This window comes from Pseudorhodobacter sp. MZDSW-24AT, assembly GCF_002794355.1.
Taxonomy (GTDB): domain Bacteria; phylum Pseudomonadota; class Alphaproteobacteria; order Rhodobacterales; family Rhodobacteraceae; genus Pseudotabrizicola.
Genome location: NZ_PGOI01000008.1, coordinates 142,213 through 167,238, shown reverse-complemented (window position 1 = coordinate 167,238; position 25,026 = coordinate 142,213). Strand labels below are relative to the sequence as shown.

General features: G+C 59.1%; 27 protein-coding genes and 4 pseudogenes. 7 read left to right on the top strand and 24 right to left on the bottom strand.

The window, feature by feature from the left end; genetic code table 11:
• Positions 1 to 2: 2 nt before the first annotated feature.
• The 17 genes and pseudogenes from gvpA to CUR21_RS10365 all read right to left on the bottom strand — a co-directional run bounded on the left by gvpA (position 3) and on the right by CUR21_RS10365 (position 11,667).
• On the bottom strand, positions 3 to 215 hold the full coding sequence (gene gvpA, locus CUR21_RS10445) for a gas vesicle structural protein GvpA (protein WP_100196984.1): 213 nt from the start codon (positions 213 to 215) through the stop codon (positions 3 to 5).
• A gap of 138 nt (positions 216 to 353) precedes the next feature.
• Entirely contained in the window at positions 354 to 1,919 is a 1,566-nt protein-coding gene (locus CUR21_RS10440) for a hypothetical protein (RefSeq protein WP_100196983.1), read from the bottom strand.
• A 3-nt stretch (positions 1,920 to 1,922) separates the two neighbouring features.
• Positions 1,923 to 2,252 carry a gas vesicle protein K gene (locus CUR21_RS10435; protein WP_100196982.1) on the bottom strand — a complete coding sequence of 110 codons (330 nt, stop codon included), beginning with the start codon at positions 2,250 to 2,252 and terminating at the stop codon, positions 1,923 to 1,925.
• Positions 2,249 to 2,878, bottom strand: a complete 630-nt coding sequence (locus CUR21_RS18625) for a GvpL/GvpF family gas vesicle protein (protein ID WP_198431674.1) — start codon at positions 2,876 to 2,878, stop codon at positions 2,249 to 2,251. Before CUR21_RS18625 ends, CUR21_RS10435 begins: the two co-directional genes overlap by 4 nt.
• Positions 2,875 to 3,087, bottom strand: a complete 213-nt coding sequence (locus CUR21_RS10425) for a gas vesicle protein (RefSeq protein WP_100196980.1) — start codon at positions 3,085 to 3,087, stop codon at positions 2,875 to 2,877. The genes CUR21_RS18625 and CUR21_RS10425 overlap by 4 nt, the downstream gene beginning before the upstream one ends.
• On the bottom strand, positions 3,077 to 3,781 hold the full coding sequence (locus CUR21_RS10420) for a GvpL/GvpF family gas vesicle protein (RefSeq protein ID WP_100196979.1): 705 nt from the start codon (positions 3,779 to 3,781) through the stop codon (positions 3,077 to 3,079). Before CUR21_RS10420 ends, CUR21_RS10425 begins: the two co-directional genes overlap by 11 nt.
• A gap of 2 nt (positions 3,782 to 3,783) precedes the next feature.
• On the bottom strand, positions 3,784 to 4,719 hold the full coding sequence (locus CUR21_RS10415; RefSeq protein ID WP_157791990.1) for a GvpL/GvpF family gas vesicle protein: 936 nt from the start codon (positions 4,717 to 4,719) through the stop codon (positions 3,784 to 3,786).
• Complete coding sequence (locus tag CUR21_RS18620; RefSeq protein ID WP_157791989.1) at positions 4,706 to 5,056, bottom strand: hypothetical protein; 351 nt, start codon at positions 5,054 to 5,056, stop codon at positions 4,706 to 4,708. Before CUR21_RS18620 ends, CUR21_RS10415 begins: the two co-directional genes overlap by 14 nt.
• Positions 5,053 to 5,283 carry a gas vesicle protein GvpG gene (locus tag CUR21_RS10410; RefSeq protein ID WP_100196977.1) on the bottom strand — a complete coding sequence of 77 codons (231 nt, stop codon included), beginning with the start codon at positions 5,281 to 5,283 and terminating at the stop codon, positions 5,053 to 5,055. The genes CUR21_RS18620 and CUR21_RS10410 overlap by 4 nt, the downstream gene beginning before the upstream one ends.
• On the bottom strand, positions 5,283 to 6,053 hold the full coding sequence (locus CUR21_RS10405) for a GvpL/GvpF family gas vesicle protein (protein WP_100196976.1): 771 nt from the start codon (positions 6,051 to 6,053) through the stop codon (positions 5,283 to 5,285). The genes CUR21_RS10410 and CUR21_RS10405 overlap by 1 nt, the downstream gene beginning before the upstream one ends.
• A gap of 691 nt (positions 6,054 to 6,744) precedes the next feature.
• Positions 6,745 to 6,903, bottom strand: a pseudogene (gvpJ, locus tag CUR21_RS19070) (gas vesicle protein GvpJ); the annotation flags it as partial.
• Entirely contained in the window at positions 6,900 to 7,211 is a 312-nt protein-coding gene (gvpO, locus tag CUR21_RS10395) for a gas vesicle protein GvpO (RefSeq protein ID WP_100196974.1), read from the bottom strand. The gene gvpO and the pseudogene gvpJ, both read right to left, overlap by 4 nt.
• A gap of 240 nt (positions 7,212 to 7,451) precedes the next feature.
• Positions 7,452 to 8,417 (bottom strand): AAA family ATPase, encoded by a 966-nt coding sequence (locus CUR21_RS10390; RefSeq protein ID WP_100196973.1) that lies wholly within the window; start codon positions 8,415 to 8,417, stop codon positions 7,452 to 7,454.
• A 72-nt stretch (positions 8,418 to 8,489) separates the two neighbouring features.
• The gene (gene pcl / locus CUR21_RS10385) at positions 8,490 to 9,701 is read right to left on the bottom strand and encodes a 4-coumarate--CoA ligase (RefSeq protein ID WP_157791988.1); all 1,212 of its coding nucleotides are present in this window, start codon (positions 9,699 to 9,701) and stop codon (positions 8,490 to 8,492) included.
• 70 nt (positions 9,702 to 9,771) lie between these two features.
• The gene (locus CUR21_RS10380; RefSeq protein ID WP_157791987.1) at positions 9,772 to 10,281 is read right to left on the bottom strand and encodes a hypothetical protein; all 510 of its coding nucleotides are present in this window, start codon (positions 10,279 to 10,281) and stop codon (positions 9,772 to 9,774) included.
• Between the two features lie 544 nt (positions 10,282 to 10,825).
• Complete coding sequence (gene pyp / locus CUR21_RS10370) at positions 10,826 to 11,200, bottom strand: photoactive yellow protein (RefSeq protein ID WP_100196969.1); 375 nt, start codon at positions 11,198 to 11,200, stop codon at positions 10,826 to 10,828.
• A 26-nt stretch (positions 11,201 to 11,226) separates the two neighbouring features.
• Positions 11,227 to 11,667, bottom strand: a complete 441-nt coding sequence (locus CUR21_RS10365) for a hypothetical protein (RefSeq protein WP_100196968.1) — start codon at positions 11,665 to 11,667, stop codon at positions 11,227 to 11,229.
• 396 nt (positions 11,668 to 12,063) lie between these two features.
• Between CUR21_RS10365 and CUR21_RS18615 the strand changes: the two genes are divergently transcribed.
• A complete protein-coding gene (locus CUR21_RS18615; RefSeq protein ID WP_157791986.1) occupies positions 12,064 to 12,552 on the top strand; it encodes a hypothetical protein in 489 nt (162 codons plus the stop codon).
• A 182-nt stretch (positions 12,553 to 12,734) separates the two neighbouring features.
• Positions 12,735 to 13,496 (top strand): hypothetical protein, encoded by a 762-nt coding sequence (locus CUR21_RS10355; RefSeq protein ID WP_157791985.1) that lies wholly within the window; start codon positions 12,735 to 12,737, stop codon positions 13,494 to 13,496.
• Between the two features lie 1,587 nt (positions 13,497 to 15,083).
• Here the strand turns inward: CUR21_RS10355 and CUR21_RS10345 are convergent.
• A complete protein-coding gene (locus CUR21_RS10345) occupies positions 15,084 to 15,278 on the bottom strand; it encodes a hypothetical protein (RefSeq protein WP_100196964.1) in 195 nt (64 codons plus the stop codon).
• A 209-nt stretch (positions 15,279 to 15,487) separates the two neighbouring features.
• Positions 15,488 to 15,724 carry a hypothetical protein gene (locus CUR21_RS10340; protein WP_100196963.1) on the bottom strand — a complete coding sequence of 79 codons (237 nt, stop codon included), beginning with the start codon at positions 15,722 to 15,724 and terminating at the stop codon, positions 15,488 to 15,490.
• Between the two features lie 256 nt (positions 15,725 to 15,980).
• Here CUR21_RS10340 and CUR21_RS10335 point away from each other — a divergent pair, with 256 nt between their 5' ends.
• Positions 15,981 to 16,652 carry a Crp/Fnr family transcriptional regulator gene (locus CUR21_RS10335; RefSeq protein ID WP_100197490.1) on the top strand — a complete coding sequence of 224 codons (672 nt, stop codon included), beginning with the start codon at positions 15,981 to 15,983 and terminating at the stop codon, positions 16,650 to 16,652.
• A gap of 152 nt (positions 16,653 to 16,804) precedes the next feature.
• Here CUR21_RS10335 and CUR21_RS10330 read toward each other — a convergent pair whose 3' ends face one another.
• From CUR21_RS10330 to CUR21_RS10315, 5 genes and pseudogenes are all read right to left on the bottom strand, one after another.
• Positions 16,805 to 17,800 carry a carbamate kinase gene (locus CUR21_RS10330; RefSeq protein WP_100196962.1) on the bottom strand — a complete coding sequence of 332 codons (996 nt, stop codon included), beginning with the start codon at positions 17,798 to 17,800 and terminating at the stop codon, positions 16,805 to 16,807.
• Positions 17,800 to 18,804 carry an ornithine carbamoyltransferase gene (gene argF / locus CUR21_RS10325; protein ID WP_100196961.1) on the bottom strand — a complete coding sequence of 335 codons (1,005 nt, stop codon included), beginning with the start codon at positions 18,802 to 18,804 and terminating at the stop codon, positions 17,800 to 17,802. Before argF ends, CUR21_RS10330 begins: the two co-directional genes overlap by 1 nt.
• 24 nt (positions 18,805 to 18,828) lie before the next feature.
• Complete coding sequence (locus CUR21_RS19010) at positions 18,829 to 19,059, bottom strand: arginine deiminase family protein (RefSeq protein ID WP_255413781.1); 231 nt, start codon at positions 19,057 to 19,059, stop codon at positions 18,829 to 18,831.
• A 116-nt stretch (positions 19,060 to 19,175) separates the two neighbouring features.
• A pseudogene (locus CUR21_RS10320) lies at positions 19,176 to 19,895 on the bottom strand (arginine deiminase family protein); the annotation flags it as partial.
• Positions 19,896 to 20,047: 152 nt separating this feature from the next.
• Positions 20,048 to 21,481, bottom strand: a pseudogene (locus CUR21_RS10315) (YfcC family protein).
• A 211-nt stretch (positions 21,482 to 21,692) separates the two neighbouring features.
• Here CUR21_RS10315 and CUR21_RS18885 point away from each other — a divergent pair.
• The 4 genes and pseudogenes from CUR21_RS18885 to CUR21_RS10300 all read left to right on the top strand — a co-directional run.
• Positions 21,693 to 22,625: pseudogene (locus CUR21_RS18885) on the top strand (HAD-IC family P-type ATPase); the annotation flags it as partial.
• 271 nt (positions 22,626 to 22,896) lie between these two features.
• A complete protein-coding gene (locus tag CUR21_RS18775) occupies positions 22,897 to 24,258 on the top strand; it encodes a cation-translocating P-type ATPase (protein ID WP_369802517.1) in 1,362 nt (453 codons plus the stop codon).
• 128 nt (positions 24,259 to 24,386) lie between these two features.
• Complete coding sequence (locus CUR21_RS10305; RefSeq protein WP_100196960.1) at positions 24,387 to 24,599, top strand: hypothetical protein; 213 nt, start codon at positions 24,387 to 24,389, stop codon at positions 24,597 to 24,599.
• A gap of 29 nt (positions 24,600 to 24,628) precedes the next feature.
• Positions 24,629 to 25,024: a cupin domain-containing protein gene (locus tag CUR21_RS10300; RefSeq protein WP_100196959.1), complete on the top strand. Its 396-nt coding sequence runs from the start codon at positions 24,629 to 24,631 to the stop codon at positions 25,022 to 25,024.
• The last annotated feature ends 2 nt before the right edge of the window (positions 25,025 to 25,026 follow it).

Sequence of the window (25,026 nt, the reverse complement as noted above, 5' to 3'; positions counted from 1 at the left end):
CCTCAGGCCGTTGTCGGGTCCAAGGTGAGGCCGACCGCTTCAGCATATTTCAGCCAGGTCTCAACCGAGGCGACAACCGCCCGGATTTCAATTGCGACCAATTCGATCCCCACCAGCGAGATGCGGACAAAGGCATCAATCACGACACCCTTGTCCAGAATGCGGTCCACGACTTCGGCGATGGAGGCAGATGCAATGTTTTTTTCGATGGCCATGATGTACTCTCCGTGCACGGTTGAAGTTCAAGCCCCCTCGGATGGGCTCGGTCAACAGGCTACTTCTGCACCTCTAAAAGACTCTTATCAGACTTCTGGCCGAGCCCAGCAGAATACAAAAAATGTGAAGCATCTGGCCTACTTTACCGATGCCGGTGTCCAGCCAACGCCAGCTAGGGCACTGGCCAGCGCTTCAGCCAACGCGAGCCGCTGTGTTTCCGGAGCGGCGCCCGTTTTGAGTTGGCTGGCGAGCAAAGCAAAGATCGCCTGCACCGTCATATCCTGCACATTGCGGGCTGCGTCGTGAATGCCTTCGGTCCGGTCTTCCAAGCGCTGAAGACCCGCGCGGAGGGCGATTGCAATTTGAGCAACACTTTGACGGTGAAGCGTCAGGTCCGGCACGGGAGGGGGACGATCAACGGCCTCTTTGAGCTGCCAGCTGAGATCGGAGATTGCGTCAAGCGCCTCGGGGAGTCGCGAAAGCGGTGCCTCAAGATCTTTGCGCAAGCCATGCAGTGCTTCCAGGAATTGAACGCCGCCCTGATCGTTCTCGACAGTCTGGACGGCGCTTTCGATCCGCTCGACGATGTGGTGCAGCACAGTCGCGAATTGCGCAAAACTTTGGCGTTGCGCGGTGAGGTCCAGAACCGGGTCGGGCCGCTGGGCCAATGCCTGCAACTGGTCTGACACCCTGACCAGGGCCTCCGGTGTCGACGCGATGAGTCGGCAGGCGGTGTCCATGCTGCTTTGCAGCGCGCCAACTGTGCGTGAGAGCGCTTCGATGGCGATCGCAGCCTTGCGTGAGCCATCGATCTGCGCACCAAATGTGGCCAACTGAGCATGAATTTCGTCTAGTCTTGGGTCCGCAGACGGAGTTTCCAAGCGGTCCACTGTGTTGTCAAGGCGACGCAACCCCGTGTTCAGGGCTTCAAAAAACTGCGCAAGCTCTTGCCTCGCCTGCAGAAGTTCGATCTGGCTGATGCGGCCGGATCCGATGTCCGCGATGTCCTGGTTCAGCTGCACCATCTTTTCAAGGATTTTCGCCTGATCGGGTGCCTGCGCCAGCAAACGGTGCACGCCATGGTCGATTTGCGCAATTTGCAGACCAAGAGACTGTACCGTTTGCGTCTGGTTTAAATGAACCAGCAGGCGTTCTTCGAAGTCTGTAAAGTGATGCCGCACCTGCTCCAGAAGACTCGAAGCCGGCGGACCGGACGTGGCCGCGGCCTCAGCGCGGCGCAACCCGCTGATCAGCGCAGTTTTGACGTCTTCTAGCCGCGCGACGATATCGGCACCGTCTCCCTGAGCGCGTTGAAATTGGTCAAGCCGCAGGCTTATCTCGTCCAGCTTGGTGAGAACGTGCGGAATTTCGATCTGGCGCACAGGGAGGGGAGGCTCACGCAGTGGAGAGAGCACATGCACCACGCCGGACAGTTCAAGCGGGACACCTTCAGGACAGCAAAGCACGATCGAGCCATCCGCGAGATAAGCGGCAAAAACCACTTCGGGCGGTGCGATCAGAGGAGTCAGATCTGGCCGCAGGCGACTTAATGCTGCGGGGTCAGCAAGTCTGTGGGTGGCATAGCGGCGGATCAGGGCATCAAAGCCAAGGTCCAGATCATCGTGCTCGGGGAGCTCTGTCGTCGGGACCGTGTCAGGTGCACCAATCGTCATCGAGCGGATCTGCACATCAAGGCGCTCCATGTGTTAAATCGTGCGTCCGAGAGGGCCGAGATCAAGCGCCAGATCACCCGGGGCTAGGCCGAATGCCGCAGCGATTTGATGCAGGGCCGCTTCGCTGCGCATCAGTGTGGTTCCAACGGCTTCCTCTTGCTCGGGGGTGAGAAGGCCAGCTTCCATCTGGCGGATCGCTTGCAACTCCATCAGCTGTCGTAAAAATGCAACAACGCCTAGCACCAGCTTTGCCAGGTCTTGCTCTGCCGAATTGGGATTGAGCCGCAGGCGTCCATCGGGCGGGACCACTTTTGACAGCAGCGATCGCACATGATCCGGGTTGAGCGAAAGCGCATCGGTCATGCCAGCACCTCACTGTGAGACAGCGGTGCACCAACAAACTCGAATGCGGGCCAAGGGCCTGTCAGACATATGGAAATGCCGCTATCCGCTGAGGCCGTCTCCTGCAGGTAATGCCGGAAATCCGCAAAGTCGGCACGGGCCAGAAGCAGGCTTTGGCTTAGGCTGCTCGGCCCATAGCGCAGCTTACCTTGCTGTGCGGGCTGGAAGGTGATCAGCTTGGCAAACAATTCAGCCGCGCGGTCTTTTTGCATCTGTGTGTCACGGTGTTGCCGCGTGACCTTCCGCAACCAGTCGCGCCCCGAACCATCGGGGGGACAGAGCATGACGGAAGCAGACCAGTGGAGAGTGAGCGTCGCCTGACACTGCCCAGCAAGATCCGCAAGCTTTGTGTCGAGATCATCCGCCGCTGACTGCGTGAACTTGCAGACTTCTTCCGCCTGCCAGATGGGGCCCGGAGCCAAAGGCAAAAGGTCTATCCCGTCGTCAAAGGCTTGCTGCTGCCATGACAGACGGTCTCGTGCTGCGCCGACAAAATCTGTGCAAAGTACCGCCACTTTTCCGCATGGACGTAGTGTCATCGGAAGCGGGGGGTGACAGGTCGGGCGGCACCAGCCAAGAGCGATCATATGCAACTCCGATCTTTGCGCATCTTCTGGGGAGACGTCAACAACAGGTCGGCCCCGATAAACACGAGGTCGACATCTGCGACGGTGAGCCAAAGTTCGGCGCGCAAGACGACACCATGCGTGAGCAGACCATCAACCAACTCGACAAGCGTTGTCTGCGTGGACCCGAGCACTTCGCCCGGTGTGGCATATTGAAGATCAAGGGCCATCGCACAGCTCTGCAATCGATGGGCGGTAGCTGTAGGCGGGCCATGGTCCGCTGAAGGAAAGCTCTAGATGAAGCTCCTCAGCAGCGGGTCCAAAGCGCTGGACCATGGAGTGAAGGTCTGGCACATCGGCCTTTCGAAGCAGAATAGCCACATCAAGCAGTCGGTCTGGCCGAGATGTGGGGCTGGTTTCGACCTGTAGGGCGCGCGGCAGCAAGGCTGCAGAGATCTCGCGCTGTAAGGCTGCACGCCGAACCGTCAGCGCTGCGCGCCCAGCACGGTGCTCTCGACCACGTGCCAGATATTCCCGGCCCGACTCGATCTGAGGGCGAGGCTGATCCACCTCTGCAGCGACGCTCAATCTAAGGGTAAACTCTTCAACACAGCTTAACGCGTGCAGTGCTTGGGTGATGCCGGTCGCAAGGTCTTCCAAATGGGTGGCCAAGGCGGTGCGAGAGGAAAACAAGCTGCCAAAGCGCGCAGGCAAGACTGGCCCTTTCAGACAATAGGCTTGAAGCAGTGCGTGATGCGCGAGAACCGCCACTGCCATGTCATCCGCGCCATATGTGGCAAAGTCCGCAGGCGCGACGGTGCTTAGCGCGGTGATCGCGCGACTGCTCACGCGCTCGTGTGGGGGGGCGTCCGTTGGGCAGGGGCATTCGGGCAGCACGAACCCATGCAGGAGGATTTCAGGCATTCCTAGGCCACCGCTTGCTGCGCATTGTTGGCGATGGAGTGACCTTCAGTGCGCAGGCCAGCCAATGAAAGCCCTTCTTCCGGAGTCGGCAAGCGTGCTGCCGCTTCGGCAATGCGGGCGAGCAGACGTATAGAGTCTCGCTTTTCTGCGTTTTGGCCTGCCGCCTTTAGGCCAGCACGCAGGCCCCACTGAATTGACGGCGCTGTGCGAAAGGTCGCATTCGCCTGTGCCACTTGCGCCGGCGTCACTGTTTCGAGAGTGACAAGGGCAAAGGAGGCGATCGGTGCGGGGCCGATTTGGCTGATCGCAAACCCGTCGCTCCAGATGGCGTCGATCTGCTCAATGGCGTCGTCGAGGTCGGAAAGCCTGCCCAAGGGCAACAGCAGTACCCCATTCCAAAGGATCGACCTGGTCACGGGCAGTGCGATCCGCTCCGTTGCTTCTGGCAGAAGATAACCTTCGATCTGCCGGCAAAGATCGGCAGACAGCTCGGTGACCGCATCGATGACATTTTTTGAATTGAGTCGCGCAAGAGCGAAGAGCGGCCTTATGGCGGGGTGGTTCCGGAAATGGTCGAGCGCGACCTCCTCTTGCCAACGCACCGTGACCTGAACTTGGACAAGACCGGCATGACGACGAAGGAGGTTTGCCAGAAAAGGTTGATTTGCCGAAAGGAAACGTCGCGCCTGCAACTGCGTGAGTCCGTATGTGCGCTGAACTGGCAAAAGCGTCGAAAGCGGTAGGCAGGATTCTTGCAACGCCAAGCGGCGCGCGGCCTCGGACAAGCAGCTGGTTTGGTCCGTTGGGAGCGTAGCATCGCACGAGGACCGAGGTGACAGTACTGCGGTCATGCCTGCCTCGGGCAGCAATCGAATTTCTGGGTGGGGCGGTGTTGTATGGGTTCCGTCCAGAACGCCGATCAGATCATAGATGTGCATGCGCGTCTCCGTCGGTGGAGATAAATTCGAAGTCTTGCGTACACAGTGCGGCGAGGCCGTGAAGCAACTGTGGTAACATCGTTGCTGGCGACGGTTGATGCCAACGCTTGCTCTGCGCGCGCGAAGAAAGCTGCAAAGGTGCATCTCGCTTGCAATGATTGAGCGCCGCAGGGGGAAAAGGCATTGATTGTGCATCAGCCCGCGAGGGCAGTGGGGCCAATGTCGCGCCCTTTTGATCTGAACCAGACCAAACGATCGCAGCACGCGACAAGTGCGCAAAGCTGACGATCGGGCTATTGTTTGCAAGGGTTTCAGTCGTCAAAGAAATGCGCATCATGTCATCCCCTGCAAGCGGGAGAGGATGCGGGTTTCGGCCGCATCATAGGTCTCTTCGTCGATCCGACCTTCCAAAAGGTCCTGTTCGAGATCGACCAAGGCGCGGCGCAACGTGGCAGGATCATTGACTTCAGCCAAGGCAGCGTTGTGGAGCTGACCTGCGATCCAAAAAACACTGTTGACGGGAGCACTTATCGGAAATGTGAGCAATCTGCGCAACAAGCCCATTATGTGACCTCCTCACTGTCGTCTTGCATCAGATTGAGCCGCACAAAGTTGTAGACTGGCACGGGTCCCACGGCCTTGATTTCTGGCGCAGCGCCTGGAGCGAAGTCTAGCTGGGCCGCGGCTTCCTCTACCGCCGTAAGAAAGGCTGACTGACCCTCGGCGGGTAGCAGGAATTCGGCACGCAGCACCTCAACATCTTCTTCCGGTACCCGAAGCACATGCGCCCGGCACAAGGGTAACAACTTGCGGCACAGCGCCTGTTGCGCGGCGCCGCGGCGCCGATCAAGACGGTCAGCGAGCTTTCCGCCGAACTCGGCCCATGCCAGTTGTGCGTCCGGTCCGAGGCGGGCCAACCGATCGCGCTCACGGATGAGCCGCGCATCGTCGGCAAGTGTTGCGCCGAGAGCCAGAGGCCGCGCAAATCGGATGCGGATGCCAAGTTCGATACAGCCGCGCACCCGCGTGAACTGCTCTGCAAGCAGCGCGGATTTTGCCCGGATCATCCGCTCAACCGCACCGATGTCTTCGACTGCCATACCGAAACGGGCGGGCAACTGCGTGCCGAAAGGCATTAACTGTTCAAGAACGCGGGTGTGGGTAAGCAGATCTGGGCGCTTGGGCAAGATTGCATCCTTACCATGTTCGGAAAAGACCAGTTGCCACGGCCCGATGGGATGCAGCTGCACGCGGCCTTGCAACCCCGTAAGAGATTGAAGGGTCGCCTTAAAGCCAGGCAAGGGATCTTCGATAAGGGCGTAAAGGTAAATCATCTTACCTCTTTCGCTGCAGTGCCGCGCGGTAGCGTGGTAGTCGGGCAGGAATGGAGCGGGTTACGAAGACGAACCCTGACGAGGCCTTCGGCGTCCGACCCCAGTTTGGGCAGATTGTGGCCCGAAGCCGTGGCGGACTTTTTGTCAGCGGCATGGAATGAGGGACAGTCAGTCGGCAAAAGGCCGAAGGCATATGCCACATATAAACTTTTTTCTCCTGTCACGTCGCTGAGTGCGCCGCCAGGCAGAGGCATTTCGGTGTTTTGAACAACAAAGAGACGGCGCTCAGGCCACGCAATCGGAAAAAGCACAACGCTGAAGAGGGAGCGAAGGGCCCGATCAAGCCAAGATCTTGTTCGGTCCAATGCTCGCGAGGAGGGCGCGGCGTTTGCCGAAGCGCTTGTGTCAAAACCGTCATACAAAGCTGCAGCGCGGAACGGCACCCATGGTTCGCTTCGGTTAAATGTCTTATTGGTGCCGAGTTTCATGCTGGCACCACAGAGTTGCGCCGGAGTGAGACGCCTTCAGCCGGGGGGAGCAAACGTTCCAAAGCTTCAATGCGCTCACGCAGGGCGGTGTTTTCGTGTTGAAGCCTTTCGGCCTCTGTTTCGCTGCCGAAGTCACGGTCTGACCGCGCGTAAAGGCGTGGGTCGCGCTCCCACCAATCGATCCCCATTTCTTTAGCGCGGCCCACGGTGGCGATCAGAAGGCGCAGGCGAATGGTCAGAAGCTCGATCCCCACAAGGGACACACTGACATCCCCCGCGATGACGATGCCCTTGTCGAGGATACGTTCGAGCACATCGGCCAAACCATCGCTGCGGGCTGCACTTCGAACATCGTGGGTCATGCTTGCTCCTCATCCTCGCGATGATACCGCCGCAGGCGACTGACCTTCAGCGGTTCTCCTTCATCGCCAATTTCAACCTCATAAGTGGCGAGAAGATCGTTATCCCCCATCCGGGCCGGGCTTTCGATGACGTCAATCTGCACCATCCAGCGTCCATCAGCGCAACGCTCGCACTGCCCGACGGAATCGAAGGACAAGACCGTCAAGCTCGCCACTGTGTCGCGGGCGATGCCGATTGCAGCCCGCATCGTCAGATGAGAGGGTGATTCTTTGCTTTGCCCTGGGATGGCGCTTTCTTCATGCATCATCTCAGTACTCTTTTGTTCGTCATCGCGAAATCAGGTCGAGCAAGCGCGCGCGCTGGGCACGATTCCGGGCAAGCTCATCCTGAAACACACAGGCGCGGCCGAGTGCCTGACGAACGCCTGAGTCCAAACGCTCAGCGTCGAATTCTAGGCGCACGAGGTCTATTGCTGCCTCCTTGCGTGTTCTGGTGACACGTGGCGCTGCCATACGTGGGCGTCGGGGCGTTTGGGAAACGGGGCGCTTCACGCGGCGTCCTCCTGTGGCTCTGGTTCACTGGAAAGAAGGCGGGCAATCTGCGCCGCGGTCACACCAAAGCCGCGACCGGTGAAAACATCGGCGGTGATTTGGGCGAGAAGCGCGTCGGACAAGTTGCCGTTGTGCAACCGCATGGCGGCGATCCGCGCGACGAGGATCGCTAAGCGCAAAGAAGAACGGTTGGCATCTTGCGTTTGCTTTTGCAAAGCATCTGTCAGACGGACGATGCGGGCAGACACTGACAGGGGCAGGCCAGTGCGTGCGGCCACGAGCCCAATACGCGTCTCGACCGAATAGCTGTCGAGGCTGAATGTCACCATGCGATCCAACAGCGCGTCAGGTGTAGAATTCACCCCGGCATAGTCATGCGGGTTGGACGTCAGAATGATGCGGAATTCGGGGTGAGCTTGCAGGATGCGGCGCGCGCTTGACTGGTTGGTCGTAACCAAAATGCCCTCTTCCAACACAGACAAAAGGATTCCGTTGGCTTTTGCACTGGAGCGGGTGAATTCGTCATAAATCAGTGTGCGCCCCTGTTCCATCGCTTCGGCAAGAATTGAAGGTGCCCAATCTTGCCGCGTATGGGACTCGCTGCGACGCACACGCTGAATGTATCTGTCGACGACGGCGCTTGTCGTAACGCCGACTTCCTTTCCAATCATGTCTTCCGCGCCAAGCCAATCATTGCCCGCCATAAAGGAGACAGGACGTCCCAGTCTTTGTGCGATGGCCAAGGCAAGCGACGTCTTTCCGAGGCCCGCACTTCCTTGGAAGTGCACGGGGATTCCACCGATCGCATAGAAGGCGGCGCGCGTAATGATGGCGGAGATCTCTGCATTTTCGAAAAACGGATGCGCGTCTGAGAGGCCCCGCCACGGGTTGTAGGCCGCCTCAAGCGGATACGCCTGATGTGGCCTTGAAGATCTGGTCGGATGAGGGTCGCTTTTTGTCACGGGGTGATCTCAGTTTCTAAGGCCATTCTGTCCTCTGATGATCTTCTTTGATCGAAGTTAAGGTTTGGTTACCTATCCCGAGGGTGCCGCGTCCCAATCACAGATTTTGCCCATTGCATTAACAGGCAATTCAGCGCCAAAGGTCAGTTGCACGGGGCGCGCGGGTGCCTGCAGGTGGCGCCGCATGTGCGCGTTCAGCAAGGCTTCAAGTTTCGACAGGACAATGCCGGGTCGCGGCACCACGAAGGCCTTCATTCTGTCGCCTGCCAGCCGCACAGATGCGGCAGAGACACCCTCGCAGGCACGCAATACCGCTTCCACATGGGAGGGCGAGACATTCACGCCACCCACCTTGACGACATCATCGCGCCGACCCTGCAACCGAAACTGTCGTGGACCAAGCCATTCCAACTTATCTTGCAGCGGCTTGGATGGCTTGCCATCTGCAATCACCTCGTCATTTCCATTTGCACGGCAAAGGTGATCCAAGAGCTCAAACGCTGCGCCAGGTTCGCTGCGGGTGCCAATCCCACCGGTTTCAGTCGAGCCGTAAATTTCGATCAGTTTGCCGAGACCGTTGATATCACGTGTCGACCAAGTCTGGGAGCAGGCCGCTCCTGCAGAGGTAACGCCCAACACATCATGCGCGAAGGTAAGACCACTGGCGCAAAGAGTTCGCCAGACAAATGGAGTGCCGATCAAGACATCGCCGCTGCGGGCATGCCGGAAAGCGGCGCAGGGACCAGCATGATGGAGGTCGACAACCGGCATGCCTGCAAACTTGGGGAGAAGGCAGGTAAACAAGAACCCGTAAATATGGTGCGGAGGCACCAGTGCCAAAAAGCGTCCATTTGGGCGCATCCAGTCTTGCAAACGCCGCTGAAGCGAGTGCACTTCTTCGACAAGGTCGCTTACACTGTGGCAGATGTGTTTTACAGGACCTGCTGAACCGGACGTGGCGAAGCTGAAGCGCGCGCCATCCCCCATCGCGCGTAAGTGCTGGTCGAGAAGTGTTACCCATTTCCCAAGCGAGGTTGCCGTCAAAAGGTAGTCCTCGATCCCGGTATCATTCAGGTGAAAAAAACGGTTAAATCTGAGGATGAGCGACAGGCGTGACAGGCTATCAAAGCCCAATCCACTTTCATCGATCCGCACAGCGTCGAAGGAATTGTGGAGTGCCGCAGGGCGTTTCAGCACTGCGAGCGCCCCCCTTTCCAATTGACCTTTGGCAACCAGGTCCTCCTGTTCCGCGAGTATTAGACTGGCCGCAAGTCGTCGCAGCATGGTCCGCGTTAACCACGAGTTCGAGGGCGCCTTTGGCTGCAGCATTCTACATCTTCTCCGCAGCATCTTTTCAGGCGCGGCCGCGCGGCACCGGCACTTTTATGGTGTCGAGCTCAAAGAAGAACTCTCCCAGCAGGCTTGCGAAATGGCGCCGTGCCGAATCCACACGCGCGCGCAACTCGAGCGCCATCGCGGCCAACTCCGCAGGCGGGAGAGAGAGATCGGCCTGATCTAGCGAAACCCTGACGTCTTGTCCCGCGTCGTATTGCGAAAGCTTTTCAAGAGCTTGGTCCAGTGTCTCGAAATCCCACGCGCGGATCTGATCTTGTTCTGCCTCTGATTGAAAGAACAGCCGAACTGCCACCACAAAGCGCTGGTCGCTTGTTCTGTACAGATTTACCTCATACCAGTTGGGCAGCGACGGCGTAAAACTCATCGCCATAGCAAGTTCAACGCCTTCGAAAATCAGGGGGCGCGCGCCGGGGCGTTTGATACGAAATGTCGGCGCTGTTATCGCAAACTGCATTGTACCGTGCTGGGCGAGTTGTTCGGCCATCAGTTGGTCGGTCATAGAAGACATATTGGAATCCTTATCCTTGCAGGACAGAGAGGGTCAGCCAGTCTGCGGCCATCGCGTTGAAAGCGGAGCGGGCGGCCGGTGGCCCTGTTCCACAGTGAGCCGACAAAGGTGCCGGGAAAAAATTCGCCTCCGGACACCAGTCGCGAAACAACTCGGCCAGGTCAGTGGGCGCGTGAAGCGGGGCACAACGGTAAGAAGACCAAGCAGGACACGCCTCACTCGGCTCAAATGCCAAGCCAGCGTAAACCGTCCCCTCAATCGCGAGGTATATGCTCAGCGACTGCTTGGCGTGCCCCTTGAGTGACTGCATTATACAGCTTCGCGCGAAGAGGAGGGTTCCCACAAACCGGATCGGGGGTTTGCCATCGCGTCGCAACGAGAGCTGTTGCCAATCACGCGGGGGCAAGGTGGAGAGCGGCAAGGCAGTTTGTGCGCTTGGGTGGGGCGCTCTTGGCGCGCCGTCGTACATCTTTTTCAAGGTGTCCGAGATGTGGACGTCCACATTGATTTCGCGCTCCGGTGCCATGCCACAGCTCCGGATTTGCTACGTGCGCTTGACGAACATCCAGCAGTACTGACCATCGGGTTGTGATTTGAGGTGGATCTTCACACCGACATCGGCGCCCTTGTAGGCGAATGTGTAATCAAACATGACGTTGACCTGTCCTGTGCGGTGGAACTTCAAGAACTCGCCATGGAAGCGCTTTCCTTTTGCGCAAGGGGCGACGTCGTTGAAGAAATCCTTTCCAATCATGTCTTCGGGTGTCCGGCTTGCGATCAGACCTTCGGCCTTATTGTACTTCGTGATTTTGCCCGACCGGTCGAGCAGCACGGCACCAAAGGGAAGATACTCGGCACGCTGCGGTTCACGGTTCAAGATGTTGTCGAGATCTTGGCTGCCGAAAGGGATAATTTCCATTGCTTGTCCTCGAGGCTGGAAGGGAATTATTCAGAGACGTCGAGACCGGGCATAGAAATGCCTGGATCGTTGGTCAGAAACGAGTCTGAGCGCGTCAGAGACATGTCATGGACACGTTTCAGCGGCTGATCGCCGAATTCTGCAGCTTTTTTCGCGCGACCTTCCGCAGCAGCCCATTTATAGTCCATCGTTCCCAAGGAAACGATGCATTGCGGGATCAGCTCGAAACGTTCTTTCAAGGAAAAACGTGCTGAATCCACGTCGATCGGTTCGGCCGCCTCAAATTCCATCAGGGCAGACAACTCTTCGAGCAGGCTTTCCGCCTCAAGGCGCGCCGTGTTAGCGATCACTTCTGCGGCTGCCATGAGCACCCATTCCGGGTGGCCACCCCTGACGATCAGGTTTCGACTTGGATCGCGGAATTCGTATTGCCCATCGGCTTGGCTGAGTCGTCCAATTTCGGTCATCAGAAAAGTACTCCTTCCGGCACGGCATGAAACGGCGGACCGCGGTTGTTTGCGGATATGAAGACAAGGTCGACTCAAGAGGTGAAAAATCTCTCAAGGCCAGCCCAGCGTGACTGGGCCAAAGCATAAAATTGAAAGCGTAAAGTCTGTGCCAAGCGCTGTGCGCGGACAGAGCCTGGCAACAGGACGTTGGAATCGAAGGCCGTGGGGGCCGTGCTCGTCGGCGGTCCAGCCCATGATCGCGCGGTCCCGGCATCTTGTCTGAAGACGAGGGCTATTCGCGCCTTGCGTGCTCCTCGGGCCGCGGTCCTGATTTTGCACGCTTCCGCGTTAACCGGACCGCAACCTTTGTCATGCTTTGCTAGGGTCAAGCGCGGAAGGATTTCGGAGCAAGCGATGTTGGGAAGTGAAAGGCAGGCCGCAAGCGGAGGTGCAGTATACGGCAAAGGCCTTGCTTTAATTGATTGGTCTGATGTTTCCCTGCCGAGGCCGGACCAATCTCCATTAAGGTTCAATGGTCTGCGGCTCTCGCATCACCGTCACCGCTTCTCTGCGCAAATCGATCTGGAAGTGTCTCTCTGGCGGCGGCGCCTGACAGGGTGGGTGATTGCCTACCCGATCAGCACAGGTGCTGAGATTGCGAGTGACGCTGTTCTTGTTGATTCGCTTGATGAGGCAATGCGCTATCTTGAAGATCTTTGCGCATTTCTTCCGCTTCAGACGCCTTGCCCGCCCAAGACGCCGGTGGAAAAGCTGTTGCAGTTGCAGCAGTGGGCACAGTTTCATCATGCCTTCTCCTCTTTGGTCGGGGAAGCCTTGGCGCATTGGTCGGAGGTCGATGAGGACGCAGAGATAGGACTTTCCTTGCAGGGGGCGGGTTCATGAGATGGGAGGACGGCTACCAGGCGCGGACAAAGGCGGTTCGGCATGCGGCCCGAGCGCATCTACGCGAAATACGGCGTCTCCGCCTCTCGCGCCGCACAGGAAATGCTGCGGATCTGGTCCCCGCCGTTTCGGCATTTCAACTTGAGGGCTCGCATGCGGATGAGGAGGGCGCCCAAGTGCGCATGGCGCGTTCTGTCGCGCCAAGATTTGTTAAGGACGCAGAGAGGAGTGCCTCGTGTCAGTTGAGTGATGGTGCGGATGGGCACCTCAGCGTGCCGGAACTCTGTCCGGACGCGCCGCTTACCCAAAAGGAGGCGGCGGCGCTTTCGCAAAACGACGCGCAACCGTTTGCCGATGCTGACATGCCACCGCCAACCATGGAAACCCGCGAAGCGGTCCCCACGCCCGACAGGGTGCATCAAGCAAACGCAGGTGGTCAGACGGTTCACCCTGTGGAGTCAGCTTGCGGGCAAGATGCAGCAATTTTGGCAGCCGCGATGGCGGAGATGACAGAGGGCTGTGGTGGGAAGAGTTTGGCTCGCGCGGCTTCGGCGGCGGCCGCGCAGGGCCCCAGCGCAGGACATCTTGGTGATGAAGAGGGCCAAGCCGCTCTCGGCTCCCGATCAACGCGACTGGAGACGGCCTGGCCGGACAAGTCTTCTGCGCCGAGCGCAGGCCCAGAGACAAGCGATGACACAATCTCGTCGACAGAGGTGTCGCACGATCCGGCGCGCAGCCTGTTCCTGTTGCCCGGCGCCGGGCCTGGGCTGGTCTGGATGCTGGGCCAAGTCGGCATTAAAACGCTTGATGATCTTTCGCGCGCCGATGCCAAAGTTCTGAGCGCGCGCTTGGGCATCGTGGGGCAGATTTTGAACGTCGAGGCTTGGATCAGCTTTGCACAAGAAAGACATACCGCCTCTGGTCCAGAATGCGAAAGGGACTAGTCCGCCGCGCAAGGTTCTTCCGGGTTTGTGCTTGGCTGCCGATTTCTACCCTTACCCAGACAGACGCATAATTGACACTAAGACTGACCCATGTGCCCCCCTTTTCCTTGCTGCTTGCGGCAGAGAACATTCAAGAGATCGGGCAGGCATTTTTGACTGAAATCAAGCGTTCGGCATTGTCTGAGTAGCTGTCCGTTCGGGAGATCGTGCAGCGGACACAGTTGTCGCGCAACTCCAGTCGCCAGTAATTACGGTCGAATGCGCTTGAGCCTGCGTTGAAGGTTGCGAGATACCGCGCAAGCATGATCCGCTTCCGATACGGCTGTTGGTCTGGCAGAAGACAGAGTCCGGACGGTGAGGCTGCTTCCGTGCGCTGTCTCTCCGGCGTGGAACGACACCGGTGTGGCAAAGGAACACGAGGGCTGGCCGCTGGGGACGAACGAGGTGGTCTGGGTGGACGTTGTGCTCTGCCCGGGCCTGCGGCGCAGCGGCGATGCTGGGCCGCCAGCACGTCAAGGAAGGGGAGCGCCGTCGTGAAGATTGGAAAGACCGGGACGGAGGTCAAGATTCACCGGGCGTTGTGAGCCACGTTCGATGCTGGGCCAACCGGCGACATGCCCTTCATCCTCGGTGCAAACGGGAAGCCGCTGACGAAGGAAAGCTTCGCAAACATATTCGCGGACGCGTGCCGGGCCGCGGGGGTGAAGACATCGGCGCGCGGGCTGCGGAAGATCGCGGCTCAGGGGGCGACCGACGCGGGCGCGACGGTCAGCGAGATGAAGGCGGTGTTTGGCTGGGACAGCGGCAGGATGGCCTTACAATACACCCGAACGGCGGACCCGCGGCGCTTGGCGATAAATGAGGGAAGACAGTCGTGACTTTTAAGGCGTTCGACCGCGACAGAGCACCTGTCGTCAAAACCTTAGAAAAAATTACACGATTTTAACGGGTTATTTGAAGATAGGATAAAGTGGCAGCCCGTAGGGGAGTGTGATGTTCTAACTTTTTCAATAGGTTGGATTGACTAACCTGTGCATTTCTCGTCATTTAATTCGTTGGAGATATTCCAGATTTGACTAACCTTTTTCTGGCCATTCGCGGTGGCCCGCTGCCCAAGATGCGGAGTTGTCAAAGCCGAAAGGCGTGGAAAGCGGTCTTTGGGTGGGACATGCGCAGCTATTCGATCGACATCAAGAGCAGTCATTGGCACTGCCAAGCGCTCTCACTTTCCATGATCCCTCAGTCCAGAAACGCGTGTTGGGGTCCCCAGAGCGCGGTCGAAGAGTGATCCACAACACCTGAAATCTTTACGCGGTCTTTACCCGCTGCCGCCTGATCACGAATGGCATCTTTACGGGCATAGCCGTCATATGCGTGAGACCAGCCCCATCGCCGCGCCATGTCCGACTTGCAAATTCTCAACGGCGGCGGGCTATCAGAGTCGCAAACTTGGCACAGTGGTTTTCCACCCGTTACTCGCGATTGTTTGCGAAACGACAGTTGGTCACAAGTTGCTATAGACCGCAGCCAAGAAAAAGCCCGCCCGGTGCGATGCACCAAGCGGGCCTCCAAAGAGCTTGTGACCAATCAGGCCAGAGCGTGTTTTGCCGCGTCAAGTTCGCGGTTGCACTCGGCATCGTTCTTGGCGGTGTGGGCCTTCTCGGCAGCTTGATAGTGCTTCAAAGCCGCGTCTTTCTTGGGTCCGGCAGAGGCCTTGTCCCACACTGCTTTGACAGATTTCATCTTTTCATCTGTGCTTGGCATCGGTGCTTTCGCGTCCATGAGATCATTCCTTTGTTGGTCTGCGCGACAGGGCGAAGCATTCCGGGGATCCAGAAAGCTTCGCCGATACTCGCTACAGACATCGACAGCGGGTTGGTTTGCTGTCTTGGTAACCTTACTCGGGCGGATTTCGCGGCGGACTGATGCATGTTGGTCCTTCCAAACTTTCGGCCGTGGGTCGGCGGAATTACACCTGTCCTGCCAGCAAATTATCGCCGCCGGACGGAATTGCCCCCTGCAATAATTCCCCCGATCAGTTCGGCAACCGCTTTGTGAAGGTCGGTCATGCCATCATCCCCCGGATCATGGGCATGGGCAGCCGCCGCATCCCGCAGTATCCCCACAATTTCGCGCTCGGGCAGGATGTTGCGGTCGTTCAGCGCCAGAAGCAGTGACTCGCAGATCGCGAGAGCAGCGGTGCCAGCTACGTCGGGGACGTTTTTCATCTACAGACCTTTCCCTTGCGGCATCAGGCACATGCGCCCGACGCCTGCGCAATCAATATTCAGGAGAGTGTCGCAGACCTGTGGTAGGATTGACTGACACAGATCAGCGTCTTCGACGTCCCGCTGATTTAGAACTGATGGGCGGCATCGTCCGCTTTCAGCGCTGCGTCGCGCGTCACGAAAGGATTGGCCTCGGGTGACTGCCCTGCATACACCCTTTGCCCTCAAACTGGGCGCATTTGTTGCCCTTTCAGACATGGAACTGAATTTGCTTAATCAGTTGCACAACCGACGCCGGACCTTTCCCGCGCGGCGGGACATGATCTATGAGGGGCAGGTGGAACGATCTGCCTATATCCTCGCCTCGGGCTGGGTATGTTCCTATAAGCTTTTGCCGGGCGGTACGCGCCAGATCGTCGACTTTCAAATTCCTGGGGATTTTCTTGGCCTGCGCTCGGTGCTGTTTCGCACTGCGGATCATAATATCGAACCGATCACCCGGGTTAAGGCCTCTGAAGTCCATGTGCAAGATTTGCTGGAGACCTTTAACAGCGCGCCCCGACTGGCTGCTGCGGTGCTGTGGGCCGCATCCCGTGACGAGGCGATGGTGGTGGAACACCTCGTCGACATCGGGCGGCGCGACGCTAAGCAGCGTATGGCGCATTTTCTGCTGGAACTCGGCGCGCGGCTGAAGCTTGTGGGGCTCGCCTCAAACGATGGCTACAGCTGCCCGTTGACCCAATACCTCTTGGCCGATGCCCTTGGCCTCAGCGCCGTGCATGTCAACCGCGTGCTGCGCGAATTGCGTGAGGATGGGTTCGTCACCTTTCAGCTTGGCCGCGTGATCTTCGACGATTTCGATGGCTTGGTGGCGTTTTGCGAATTCGACCGGAACTATCTGGATCATGATGGCCCGCTAATGAAGTGACCTTGGCGCCAAGAGTCTTTAGTGCTTCGGATTAAAAACAGGCGGCGTGTGCAGCAAATCAGCCCACCCGATGCGCGAGGGACCGGAGCATCGGGTGGGCGCTTGCCTGACGCAGGGGACGAGAGCGCTGGCAAGATCTTTGATATCGCCCGTTACACGGCGACCCGCACTGTTTCAGGTTGGTGTCGTGCCAAAATTGCGCTGCCATCTTTGGCCTTTATGCATTTACCCCTCGGCGCGTGCATCTGGATCCGGGTTCCTTTGCGTCCTTCGACGATGGCCCGCGCGTCCTGCAGGCAACGAACGCCTGCCAATGCCCCACCCGCCCGCACAAAATCGCACTCCGCCGAAACCTTGGGCCCCATGGATCCTGTGGCAAATTCCAATTTGTCCAACGCATCGGGTGTGATGTGATCAATGGCAGATTGATCAGGGTCGCCCCAGTCGCGAAACACTGCATCTACATCGGTCAGCATCAAAAGAATGTCGGCCTGAAGTGCCTTTGCCAGCAGGACTGCCGTGCGGTCCTTGTCGATCACCGCCTCGACTCCCTCCATTTTTCCATCTGTCCTGCGGATGACCGGAATGCCGCCACCGCCCGCACAGATCACGCAGACCCCCGCCTGAACGAGCAGCCGGATCGGCGCGATGTTCAGGACGGCCAAGGGCAAGGGTGAAGGAACAACACGGCGCAAGCCGCCGGTTGCTTCGGATACCATGGACCATTGATGTTCAGCGCGAATAATCTTGCCTTCTTCCGCGGTGTAGACCGGGCCGATGGGTTTGGTGGGTTGGTCGAAGGCGGCGTCTTGGCGGTCAACCTCGACCCTTGTCACCAGTGTGGCGCAGTCGGTGCCGGGGGGCAGGGCGTTCATCAGCTCCTGCTCGATCAGATACCCGATCATGCCTTCTGTCTCGGCGCCCAGCACATCCAGCGGCCAAGGATTTTCCGGCGCGAATGTTGCTGCATGCAGCGCCATCAACCCGACCTGAGGGCCGTTGCCATGTGCCACGATGATCTGATGGTCGCGGGCCAGATCTGCCAGTGCAGCCGCTGCGATGCGGACGTTGGTGTGCTGCGCTTCAGCCGTCATTGGCTCACCACGCTTTAGAAGGGCATTGCCGCCCAAGGCCACGACGATGCGCATTACGCGGCCCCTAACGTTGCGACAAGGATGGCCTTGATCGAATGAAGCCGGTTCTCTGCCTGATCAAAGACCTTGGACGCAGGGGATTCAAAAACCTCGTCGGTTACCTCCAAGCACTCAAGTCCGTAGGTCTGGAAAATCTTTTCGCCCGTTGTTGTGTCGCGGTTATGGAAGGCAGGCAGGCAGTGCAGGAACTTGGCATAGGGGTTGCCGGTTAGGTCCATCACGTTTTGTGTGACGGTGAAGGGCGACAAGACCGCGATTTGGTCGGCCCAGACGGTGTCTGGCTCGCCCATCGAGACCCAGACGTCGGTGTAGACGAAGTCACAGCCCTCCACCCCCTCGGCGAGCTTTTCGGTCAGAGTGATACGAGCACCAGAGGTTTCGGCAAGGGCGCGACACTGGTCGAGCAGCGCCTTATGCGGCCAAAGTGCGGTTGGCCCGCACAGGCGGATATCCATCCCGATCAGTGCCGCACCCACCAGAAGTGACGCACCCATGTTGCCACCAGTGTCGCCGACAAAGCAAAATGCAATGTCAGACAGGTGCTTGTGCGTGTTTTCCTGCATGGTCATCAGGTCGGCCAGCACTTGCGTAGGGTGAAATTCGGCTGTCAGTCCATTGTAGACTGGAACACCAGAAAATTCGGCAAGGGTTTCTGCTTCCGCCTGTCCGAAGCCGCGATATTCGATGGCGTCATAAAACCGTCCCAGCACACGGGCGGTATCCTTCATGGATTCTTTGATGCCGATGTGGCTGCCGGACGGTCCAAGGTAAGTGACATGTGCCCCTTGATCGAAAGCCGCTACCTCAAACGCGCTGCGGGTGCGGGTGCTATCCTTTTCAAAGATCAGGGCGATTGTCTTTCCCGCCAACAAAGGGCGTTCGGTCCCGGCTGCCTTTGCCTCTTTCAGACTGACGCCCAGTTGCAAGAGAAAGCGTAACTCGTCGCCAGAGAAATCCAGCAGTTTCAAAAAGCTGCGGCCGTGCAGATTTTGTGGCATAGGGTCGTCCTTTCAAAGATAGGATCACAGCGCGTCTCGGATCAGCGGGCAGGTCATGCAATGCGACCCACCGCGCCCGCGCCCGAGTTCCGCGCCCGAAATGGTGATGACTTCGACGCCCGCCTTGCGCAGCAGAGTGTTGGAATGTTCGTTCCGTTCGTATCCCACCACGACGCCGGGGCTGATGCAGAGCAAGTTGTTTGCGTCATCCCATTGTTCGCGCTGCGACTCGTAGGCGTTGCCACCAGTGGGCACAGTGCGGAGTTTCTTGACGCCAAGCGCTTCGGCGACCACGTCAAGAAAGGGTGCTTTTCAGCCGTTACCGTGACTCCGCCCTTGTCGCTGGGGCGTAAGGAATAGGCCTGGATCGCGTCCGTGACTTCGGCAAAGACCGTCACGAGATCGCGGTCGCAGAAGGTGAAGACGGTATCGAGATGCATTGAGGATCGGGCTCGGGGGAACTGGCAGGCGATGACACGCTCTGCACCGCCGCCTGCAAACAGCGCCCGTGCCACTTGCCCAACCGCCTGCGGTGTTGTGCGCTCGCCCATGCCGATCAGGACCGTCGCGTTGCCGATGGGCATGACGTCGCCACCTTCGAGCGTTGCCATCCCATGATCAATGAGCGGATCGCCGAACCAGATCGGGAAACTGGCATCGGCAAAGTCAGGGTGAAAGCGGTAGATCGCGGCCAGGTTCAGCGTTTCAAGTCGCCGGGCAGTCCAGAACATCGGGTTCATTGTGACGCCGCCGTAGATCCAACATGAGCTGTCGCGGGTGAAGATGGTGTTCGGCATTGGTGGAAGGAGAAAATCCTCGGGCCGCAGCATCGGCACGACAACGCCAGACTCAGGGATCGGCAGTTCGGCGCGGCTCATGCCTCCGATCAGGATATGGGAGAGGGGCTTTGCGGGCATCTCGGCAAGGCAGGCCAATAGATCCGCCGACAGGCCCACCCCCACCGAATTGTCACTGATCCGCGCCTGCAGCAGCCAGCGCCGCGCCACGGGGATGGCGAGCACCTCTTCGAGCATTTCGCGCAAAAGAACCACTTCGACCCCGCGCTCGCGCAGGATATCGACGAACGCCATATGGTCGATGCGGGCCTGCTTTACCCATAGCACATCGTCGAACAACAAGCTTTCGGCATTTGCGGGCGTCAGCCGCGCCATCTCAGACCCTGGGCGGTGGACCAGGACGCGGCGCAGTTTACCCGCTTCGGAGTGAACGCCGTAGGTGAGGATCATAGGGTGGCTCCAAATATGACGGTCATCACAAGGGCTGCCATGATGATCAGGCTTAGGACGACCAGCAATGGCCAGACAAAGCGCAGCCAGCGTTCGTAGGGCACGCGTCCGATGGCGAGGCCGCCCATGACGACAGCAGAGGTTGGGGTGATCAGATTGACCATCCCGCTGGCGGTGGCGAAAGCGGTAACCACCAGTTCCCGCTTAACCCCGGCAAAATCGGCCACAGGGGCTAGTATGGGCATAGACAGGACTGCAAGGCCTGACGTGGACGGGACGAAGAACGATAGGCCGACCTCGATCCAGTAGATGACCAAGATGAATGCGGTTTTTGGCAGATCAGCGACCAAGACTTCGGCGCCGTGCAAGATGGTGTCTGTGATGTGGCCAGCGTCCATCACCACAACAATCCCGCGTGCAAGGCCGATGATCAGCGCCACGCCCAAAAGGTCCCGCGCGCCGTTCACGAACGCCTCGACCAGCTTGCCTTCGCCAAGCCGGGCGATCACCCCAATGATGATGGCAGCGGCAAGAAACAGCGCGCTCAACTCAGCCATCCACCAGCCGGCGCCGGAGACGCCCCAGATCATAACCGCAAAGGTCAGCGCGAATAAGATCAGCACCACCTTTTGTAGCCCACTGAATTCTACATCAGCGTCAGTGTCCTTAAGGAAATGCGCCTCGTTCGTTGCCTTACGATCAAAGACCAGCGACGTGGACGGATCCATCTTGACCCGTGCGGCGTAGCGCATAACGAAAGCCACAGTGACAACCCAGCAGATGCCCAGAATAGCGATCCGCAGCAACAGTCCGTCGGCAAAAGTTACCCCGGCGGCATCCGAGGCGATGACGGTGGAAAAGGCGTTGATGGTTGAGCCCAAGACCCCGATCCCGGCACCCAGCAGGATCACCGCGACGGCCACCATCGCATCACAGCCCGCGGCGATCAGGACCGGTGTCAGGATCAGATAAAATGCCAACGTTTCCTCGGCCATTCAATAGGTGGTGCCGCCAAGAGCGAAGAGTGCCATCAGGAACGGGATCATCCAGACCTCGCGCCCCTTGGCCCGCACCATCGCCCGTTTGATCCCTGCATCAATCGCACCCGTCGCGGTCACCACCCCGATGAAGCCGCCGATGATCAGCACGAACAGCGAGACATCAATCGCATTCGCCGTATAGGCCACGGGGTCGTAGAACCCGGCGATGGGCGCCAGAAGGACGTCGAAAACGCCTTGAGGATTGGCTTCGGTCAGCGCGTAGCTGCCCGGAACCGGAACATCCTTGCCCAGCGCCTCCGAAGGCGCGCGCGCATACTGTCCGGCGGGGATAACCCAAGTCAGCACGGCCACCAAGATTATCAGGCCGAAAAGGATGGTGAAGGCCGAAGGGAAACGGAATCTTGGCTTTTCTATGGAGGGCAATGGCACGGTCCTTCGATCAGGCTTGATTGCATGATGGTAGGTCCGGAAGGGCGGGACCGTGTTGATGCAGGTTAGCGACACGCTCAAACGTCACCTGAGGTCAGGCAGTGCGGAAGAACACGTCGTTGTTGGCCGCTGATACAGGTCAAGGCGATCACACCGGGGCCGTGTCAGTGTGACCCGCGCGCCAAAGCGCACCACTCACGAGAAAGCGCGCATGACACACTCTGACACCTCCCTTTTGGTAGGCCTGACACAGACCGAAGCGACCGCTCGGCTTGCCGCTGAGGGGTTCAACGAACTGCCAAAGGCGCAGCGGCGATCACCACTGCGGATCATCTTTGAAGTGCTGCGCGAGCCAATGCTGGCGCTGCTGGTGGCCGGAGGGGTGGTCTATCTTTTTCTTGGTGGCAAGGAAGAGGCGTTGATCCTTTTGGCCTTTGCCTGCCTGTCTGTTGGCATCACAGTCGTGCAAGAGGCCCGCACTGAACGTGTGCTGGATGCGTTGCGCGATTTGACCAGCCCGCGCGCCTTGGTGATCCGCGACGGCCAGCGGCAGCGGATCGCGGGTCGCGATGTGGCGCGGGGCGATGTGATCGTGCTGGCCGAAGGCGACCGGGTGCCTGCAGATGCGGCTCTGATCGAGGCACAGTCCTTATCGGCGGACGAATCCTTGCTGACGGGAGAAGCCGTGCCGGTGCGCAAGAGTGCTGGCGCTGCAACCGACGCTCGCCCGGGGGGTGAGGATCAAACGATGGTCTTTTCTGGCAGCTTGATCGTCAGAGGCACGGGGATGGCTTTGGTCACTGCCACCGGGACGGCGAGTGAGATGGGACGGATTGGCACATCGCTCGGTCAGCTGGAGACAGAGACTCCCCATCTGCAACGCCAGATGCGCAAGCTGGTGATCGTATTTGCCGCCGTTGGCGCGGCGGTCAGTGGGACGGTCGTGGTGCTGTATGGGATGTTGCGCGGGGGCTGGCCGGACGGGGTGCTGGCGGGGATCGCAGTGGGCATGTCGATGTTGCCTGAGGAATTCCCCATGGTGCTGGCCGTTTTCATGGCGATGGGCGCGTGGCGGATTTCCAAGGTGCGGGTGCTCACACGGCGGGCGTCAGCGATTGAGACGCTGGGCGCTGCAAGCGTGCTGTGCACTGACAAAACCGGCACGCTGACAGAAAACCGCATGACCATCGCCGAAATGCGTCTGCCGGATGGCAAGAGGGCCAGTTTAGGCGAGCCCGTGCCCGAGCGGTTCCGGGAACTGGCGGCTGCCGGGGTGATGGCTTCAGCCCCCGAACCCTTTGACCCGATGGAAAAGGCGTTCCATACTTTGGCCAAAACCGACCTGCGCAAAGGTGAAACCCTGCCCGGCGCGGCTTTTGGTGCGCAGCTATGCCCTCTCGCCGCAATTGTTGGCCATGTCGCAGGCGTGGGAGGCAGGCAAGGGCTGGCAGATCGCTGCCAAGGGCGCGCCCGAGGCCGTCGCCGAACTTTGCCGGATGGACGCTGTGGCGCTGGCCAGGCTGACGGCACAGGTCGATCAGATGGCAGGCGCTGGCCTGCGCGTGTTGGGTGTTGCCGAGGCTGCACAAGAAGGCAGCCTGCCCGAAGATCAGCGCGATTTCTGCTTTCGGTTCCTTGGTCTGGTTGGGCTGGCAGATCCGCTGCGCGCATCAGTGCCCGCCGCCGTGGCCCAATGCCGGAGTGCGGGGATCAGGGTCATCATGATCACCGGCGATTACCCGACCACAGCGCAGGCCATTGCCACGCAGGCGGGGCTGGAGGGAGATCGGGTCATTAGCGGACCAGAACTCGAAAACCTGAGTGATGAGGATCTGGCAGTGGCGGTGCGAGATGTGACGATTTTCGCCCGCATCATGCGCGAACAAAAGCTGCGTATTGTGACCGCGCTCAAGGCTGCGGGGGCTGTTGTGGCGATGACAGGCGACGGGGTGAATGACGCGCCGTCGCTCAAGGCCGCCCATATCGGAATCGCGATGGGCGGGCGGGGGACGGATGTGGCCCGGGAAGCAGCCTCTATCGTGCTTTTGGATGATGATTTCGGGTCAATAGTCACCACAATTCGCTTTGGCCGCCGCATCTATGACAACCTGCGCAAGGCCATGAGCTTTATCCTTGCCGTTCACGTCCCCATCGCCGGCCTTGCGCTGATGCCGCTTTTGTTCGGTTTGCCAATTCTGTTCGGGCCTGTGCATATCGCGTTCCTCGAAATGGTGATTGACCCCGTTTGTGCGCTCGTCTTCGAGGCTGAGACGGAAGAGGACGATGTGATGACCCGCAGACCCCGCCCGCCCACGGAGCCGCTGTTTTCTGGCCCTACGATCCTTTGGAGTCTGGTGCAGGGCGTGTTGGTGCTGGGCGTGACAGCGGCGATCTTTGCGCTTGCCCCGCGATATGGTCTGTCCACCGATCAGGTGCGCGGGATGACCTTTGCTGCGCTTGTGTTTGGCATTGTGGCGCTGATTTTGGTGGATAGGTCGCGGTCGTCGTCGATTTTAACGGCGATCACCCGGCCAAACCGCGCCTTGGCCGTAGTGCTGCCCATCGTGGGGGGGCTCTTGGGTGTCATATTGTTCTGGCCTGTGGCCCGCGATCTTTTTGGTTTTGGCGCGCTTGATCCTGCGCATCTGGCAGTGCCCCTTTTGGCCGGGCTTGCGGTTCTGGTGGCGCTGGAGGTGCTCAAACCGATCTGGGCTCGGGCGGTGCAGCGCAACCGGGTGGCCTTGGCTTTGCGATCCGGGAAACCTGTGAACCACTGATCTGAAGCAGCGCGGTGCGCGCGGCATCGGCGCATCCTGTTGCGAGTTCGCCAAACCGACAATGGGAAGGGTTTGATCCACGCCCTTCCTTTGCGGTCTGCCAAACCCATTCCAGAAATGAGGCTCATATGCCGACCAAATCCTTCCTGCTTTTGAGCGCCTTGTCACTTGGCCTGTCAGGTTGCCTTGCCAGCGATACCGAGCGTGGCCTTGCCGGTGCGGCGGGTGGTGCGGTGATCAGCGGCGCCACTGGAGGCAGTCCTTTGTCCGGCGCCGTTGTCGGCGGTGCTGCTGGATATTTCTGCCGCGATCTGAACGTTCCGGGCTGCCGCAATCGCTGATCTCACCACTCACCCCTTTGGAGGATACCATGAAGGGCTATCTTGCCGACATCGAAACGCTGACCGAAGAAAACACCGCTTTTCGCAAGGTGCTTTACACGGGTCACAACCTGCAATTGGTGCTTATGACACTGACGCCCGGTCAGGACATCGGCATGGAAACCCACGCCACACATGATCAGTTCTTCCGGATCGAAAAGGGTCATGGCGAGGTCGTGATCGACGGGGTGCGCCAAAAGATCAAGAGTGGCGATGGCCTTATCGTTCCAGCGGGGGCCAAGCACAATCTGGTCAACACCGGTGACAACCGCCTGCGACTTTACACGATCTATGGCCCACCGAACCACATCGACAAGCTGCTCGAAGACACGAAGGCCGAGGCCGAGACCTCACGCGAAGTCTTTGACGGTGTTGCAAGCGAATAGCG

Bases quoted from the DNA above. Each gene is read 5' to 3' on its own strand.
- gvpA (WP_100196984.1), bottom strand. From the start codon at position 215: ATGGCCATCGAAAAAAACATTGCATCTGCCTCCATCGCCGAAGTCGTG.
- CUR21_RS10440 (WP_100196983.1), bottom strand. From the start codon at position 1,919: ATGGAGCGCCTTGATGTGCAGATCCGCTCGATGACGATTGGTGCACCT.
- CUR21_RS10435 (WP_100196982.1), bottom strand. From the start codon at position 2,252: ATGACCGATGCGCTTTCGCTCAACCCGGATCATGTGCGATCGCTGCTG.
- CUR21_RS18625 (WP_198431674.1), bottom strand. From the start codon at position 2,878: ATGATCGCTCTTGGCTGGTGCCGCCCGACCTGTCACCCCCCGCTTCCG.
- CUR21_RS10425 (WP_100196980.1), bottom strand. From the start codon at position 3,087: ATGGCCCTTGATCTTCAATATGCCACACCGGGCGAAGTGCTCGGGTCC.
- CUR21_RS10420 (WP_100196979.1), bottom strand. From the start codon at position 3,781: ATGCCTGAAATCCTCCTGCATGGGTTCGTGCTGCCCGAATGCCCCTGC.
- CUR21_RS10415 (WP_157791990.1), bottom strand. From the start codon at position 4,719: ATGCACATCTATGATCTGATCGGCGTTCTGGACGGAACCCATACAACA.
- CUR21_RS18620 (WP_157791989.1), bottom strand. From the start codon at position 5,056: ATGATGCGCATTTCTTTGACGACTGAAACCCTTGCAAACAATAGCCCG.
- CUR21_RS10410 (WP_100196977.1), bottom strand. From the start codon at position 5,283: ATGGGCTTGTTGCGCAGATTGCTCACATTTCCGATAAGTGCTCCCGTC.
- CUR21_RS10405 (WP_100196976.1), bottom strand. From the start codon at position 6,053: ATGATTTACCTTTACGCCCTTATCGAAGATCCCTTGCCTGGCTTTAAG.
- gvpO (WP_100196974.1), bottom strand. From the start codon at position 7,211: ATGATGCATGAAGAAAGCGCCATCCCAGGGCAAAGCAAAGAATCACCC.
- pcl (WP_157791988.1), bottom strand. From the start codon at position 9,701: ATGCTGCGACGACTTGCGGCCAGTCTAATACTCGCGGAACAGGAGGAC.
- CUR21_RS10380 (WP_157791987.1), bottom strand. From the start codon at position 10,281: ATGTCTTCTATGACCGACCAACTGATGGCCGAACAACTCGCCCAGCAC.
- pyp (WP_100196969.1), bottom strand. From the start codon at position 11,200: ATGGAAATTATCCCTTTCGGCAGCCAAGATCTCGACAACATCTTGAAC.
- CUR21_RS10365 (WP_100196968.1), bottom strand. From the start codon at position 11,667: ATGACCGAAATTGGACGACTCAGCCAAGCCGATGGGCAATACGAATTC.
- CUR21_RS18615 (WP_157791986.1), top strand. From the start codon at position 12,064: ATGTTGGGAAGTGAAAGGCAGGCCGCAAGCGGAGGTGCAGTATACGGC.
- CUR21_RS10355 (WP_157791985.1), top strand. From the start codon at position 12,735: ATGGCGCGTTCTGTCGCGCCAAGATTTGTTAAGGACGCAGAGAGGAGT.
- CUR21_RS10345 (WP_100196964.1), bottom strand. From the start codon at position 15,278: ATGGACGCGAAAGCACCGATGCCAAGCACAGATGAAAAGATGAAATCT.
- CUR21_RS10340 (WP_100196963.1), bottom strand. From the start codon at position 15,724: ATGAAAAACGTCCCCGACGTAGCTGGCACCGCTGCTCTCGCGATCTGC.
- CUR21_RS10335 (WP_100197490.1), top strand. From the start codon at position 15,981: ATGGAACTGAATTTGCTTAATCAGTTGCACAACCGACGCCGGACCTTT.
- CUR21_RS10330 (WP_100196962.1), bottom strand. From the start codon at position 17,800: ATGCGCATCGTCGTGGCCTTGGGCGGCAATGCCCTTCTAAAGCGTGGT.
- argF (WP_100196961.1), bottom strand. From the start codon at position 18,804: ATGCCACAAAATCTGCACGGCCGCAGCTTTTTGAAACTGCTGGATTTC.
- CUR21_RS18775 (WP_369802517.1), top strand. From the start codon at position 22,897: ATGTCGCAGGCGTGGGAGGCAGGCAAGGGCTGGCAGATCGCTGCCAAG.
- CUR21_RS10305 (WP_100196960.1), top strand. From the start codon at position 24,387: ATGCCGACCAAATCCTTCCTGCTTTTGAGCGCCTTGTCACTTGGCCTG.
- CUR21_RS10300 (WP_100196959.1), top strand. From the start codon at position 24,629: ATGAAGGGCTATCTTGCCGACATCGAAACGCTGACCGAAGAAAACACC.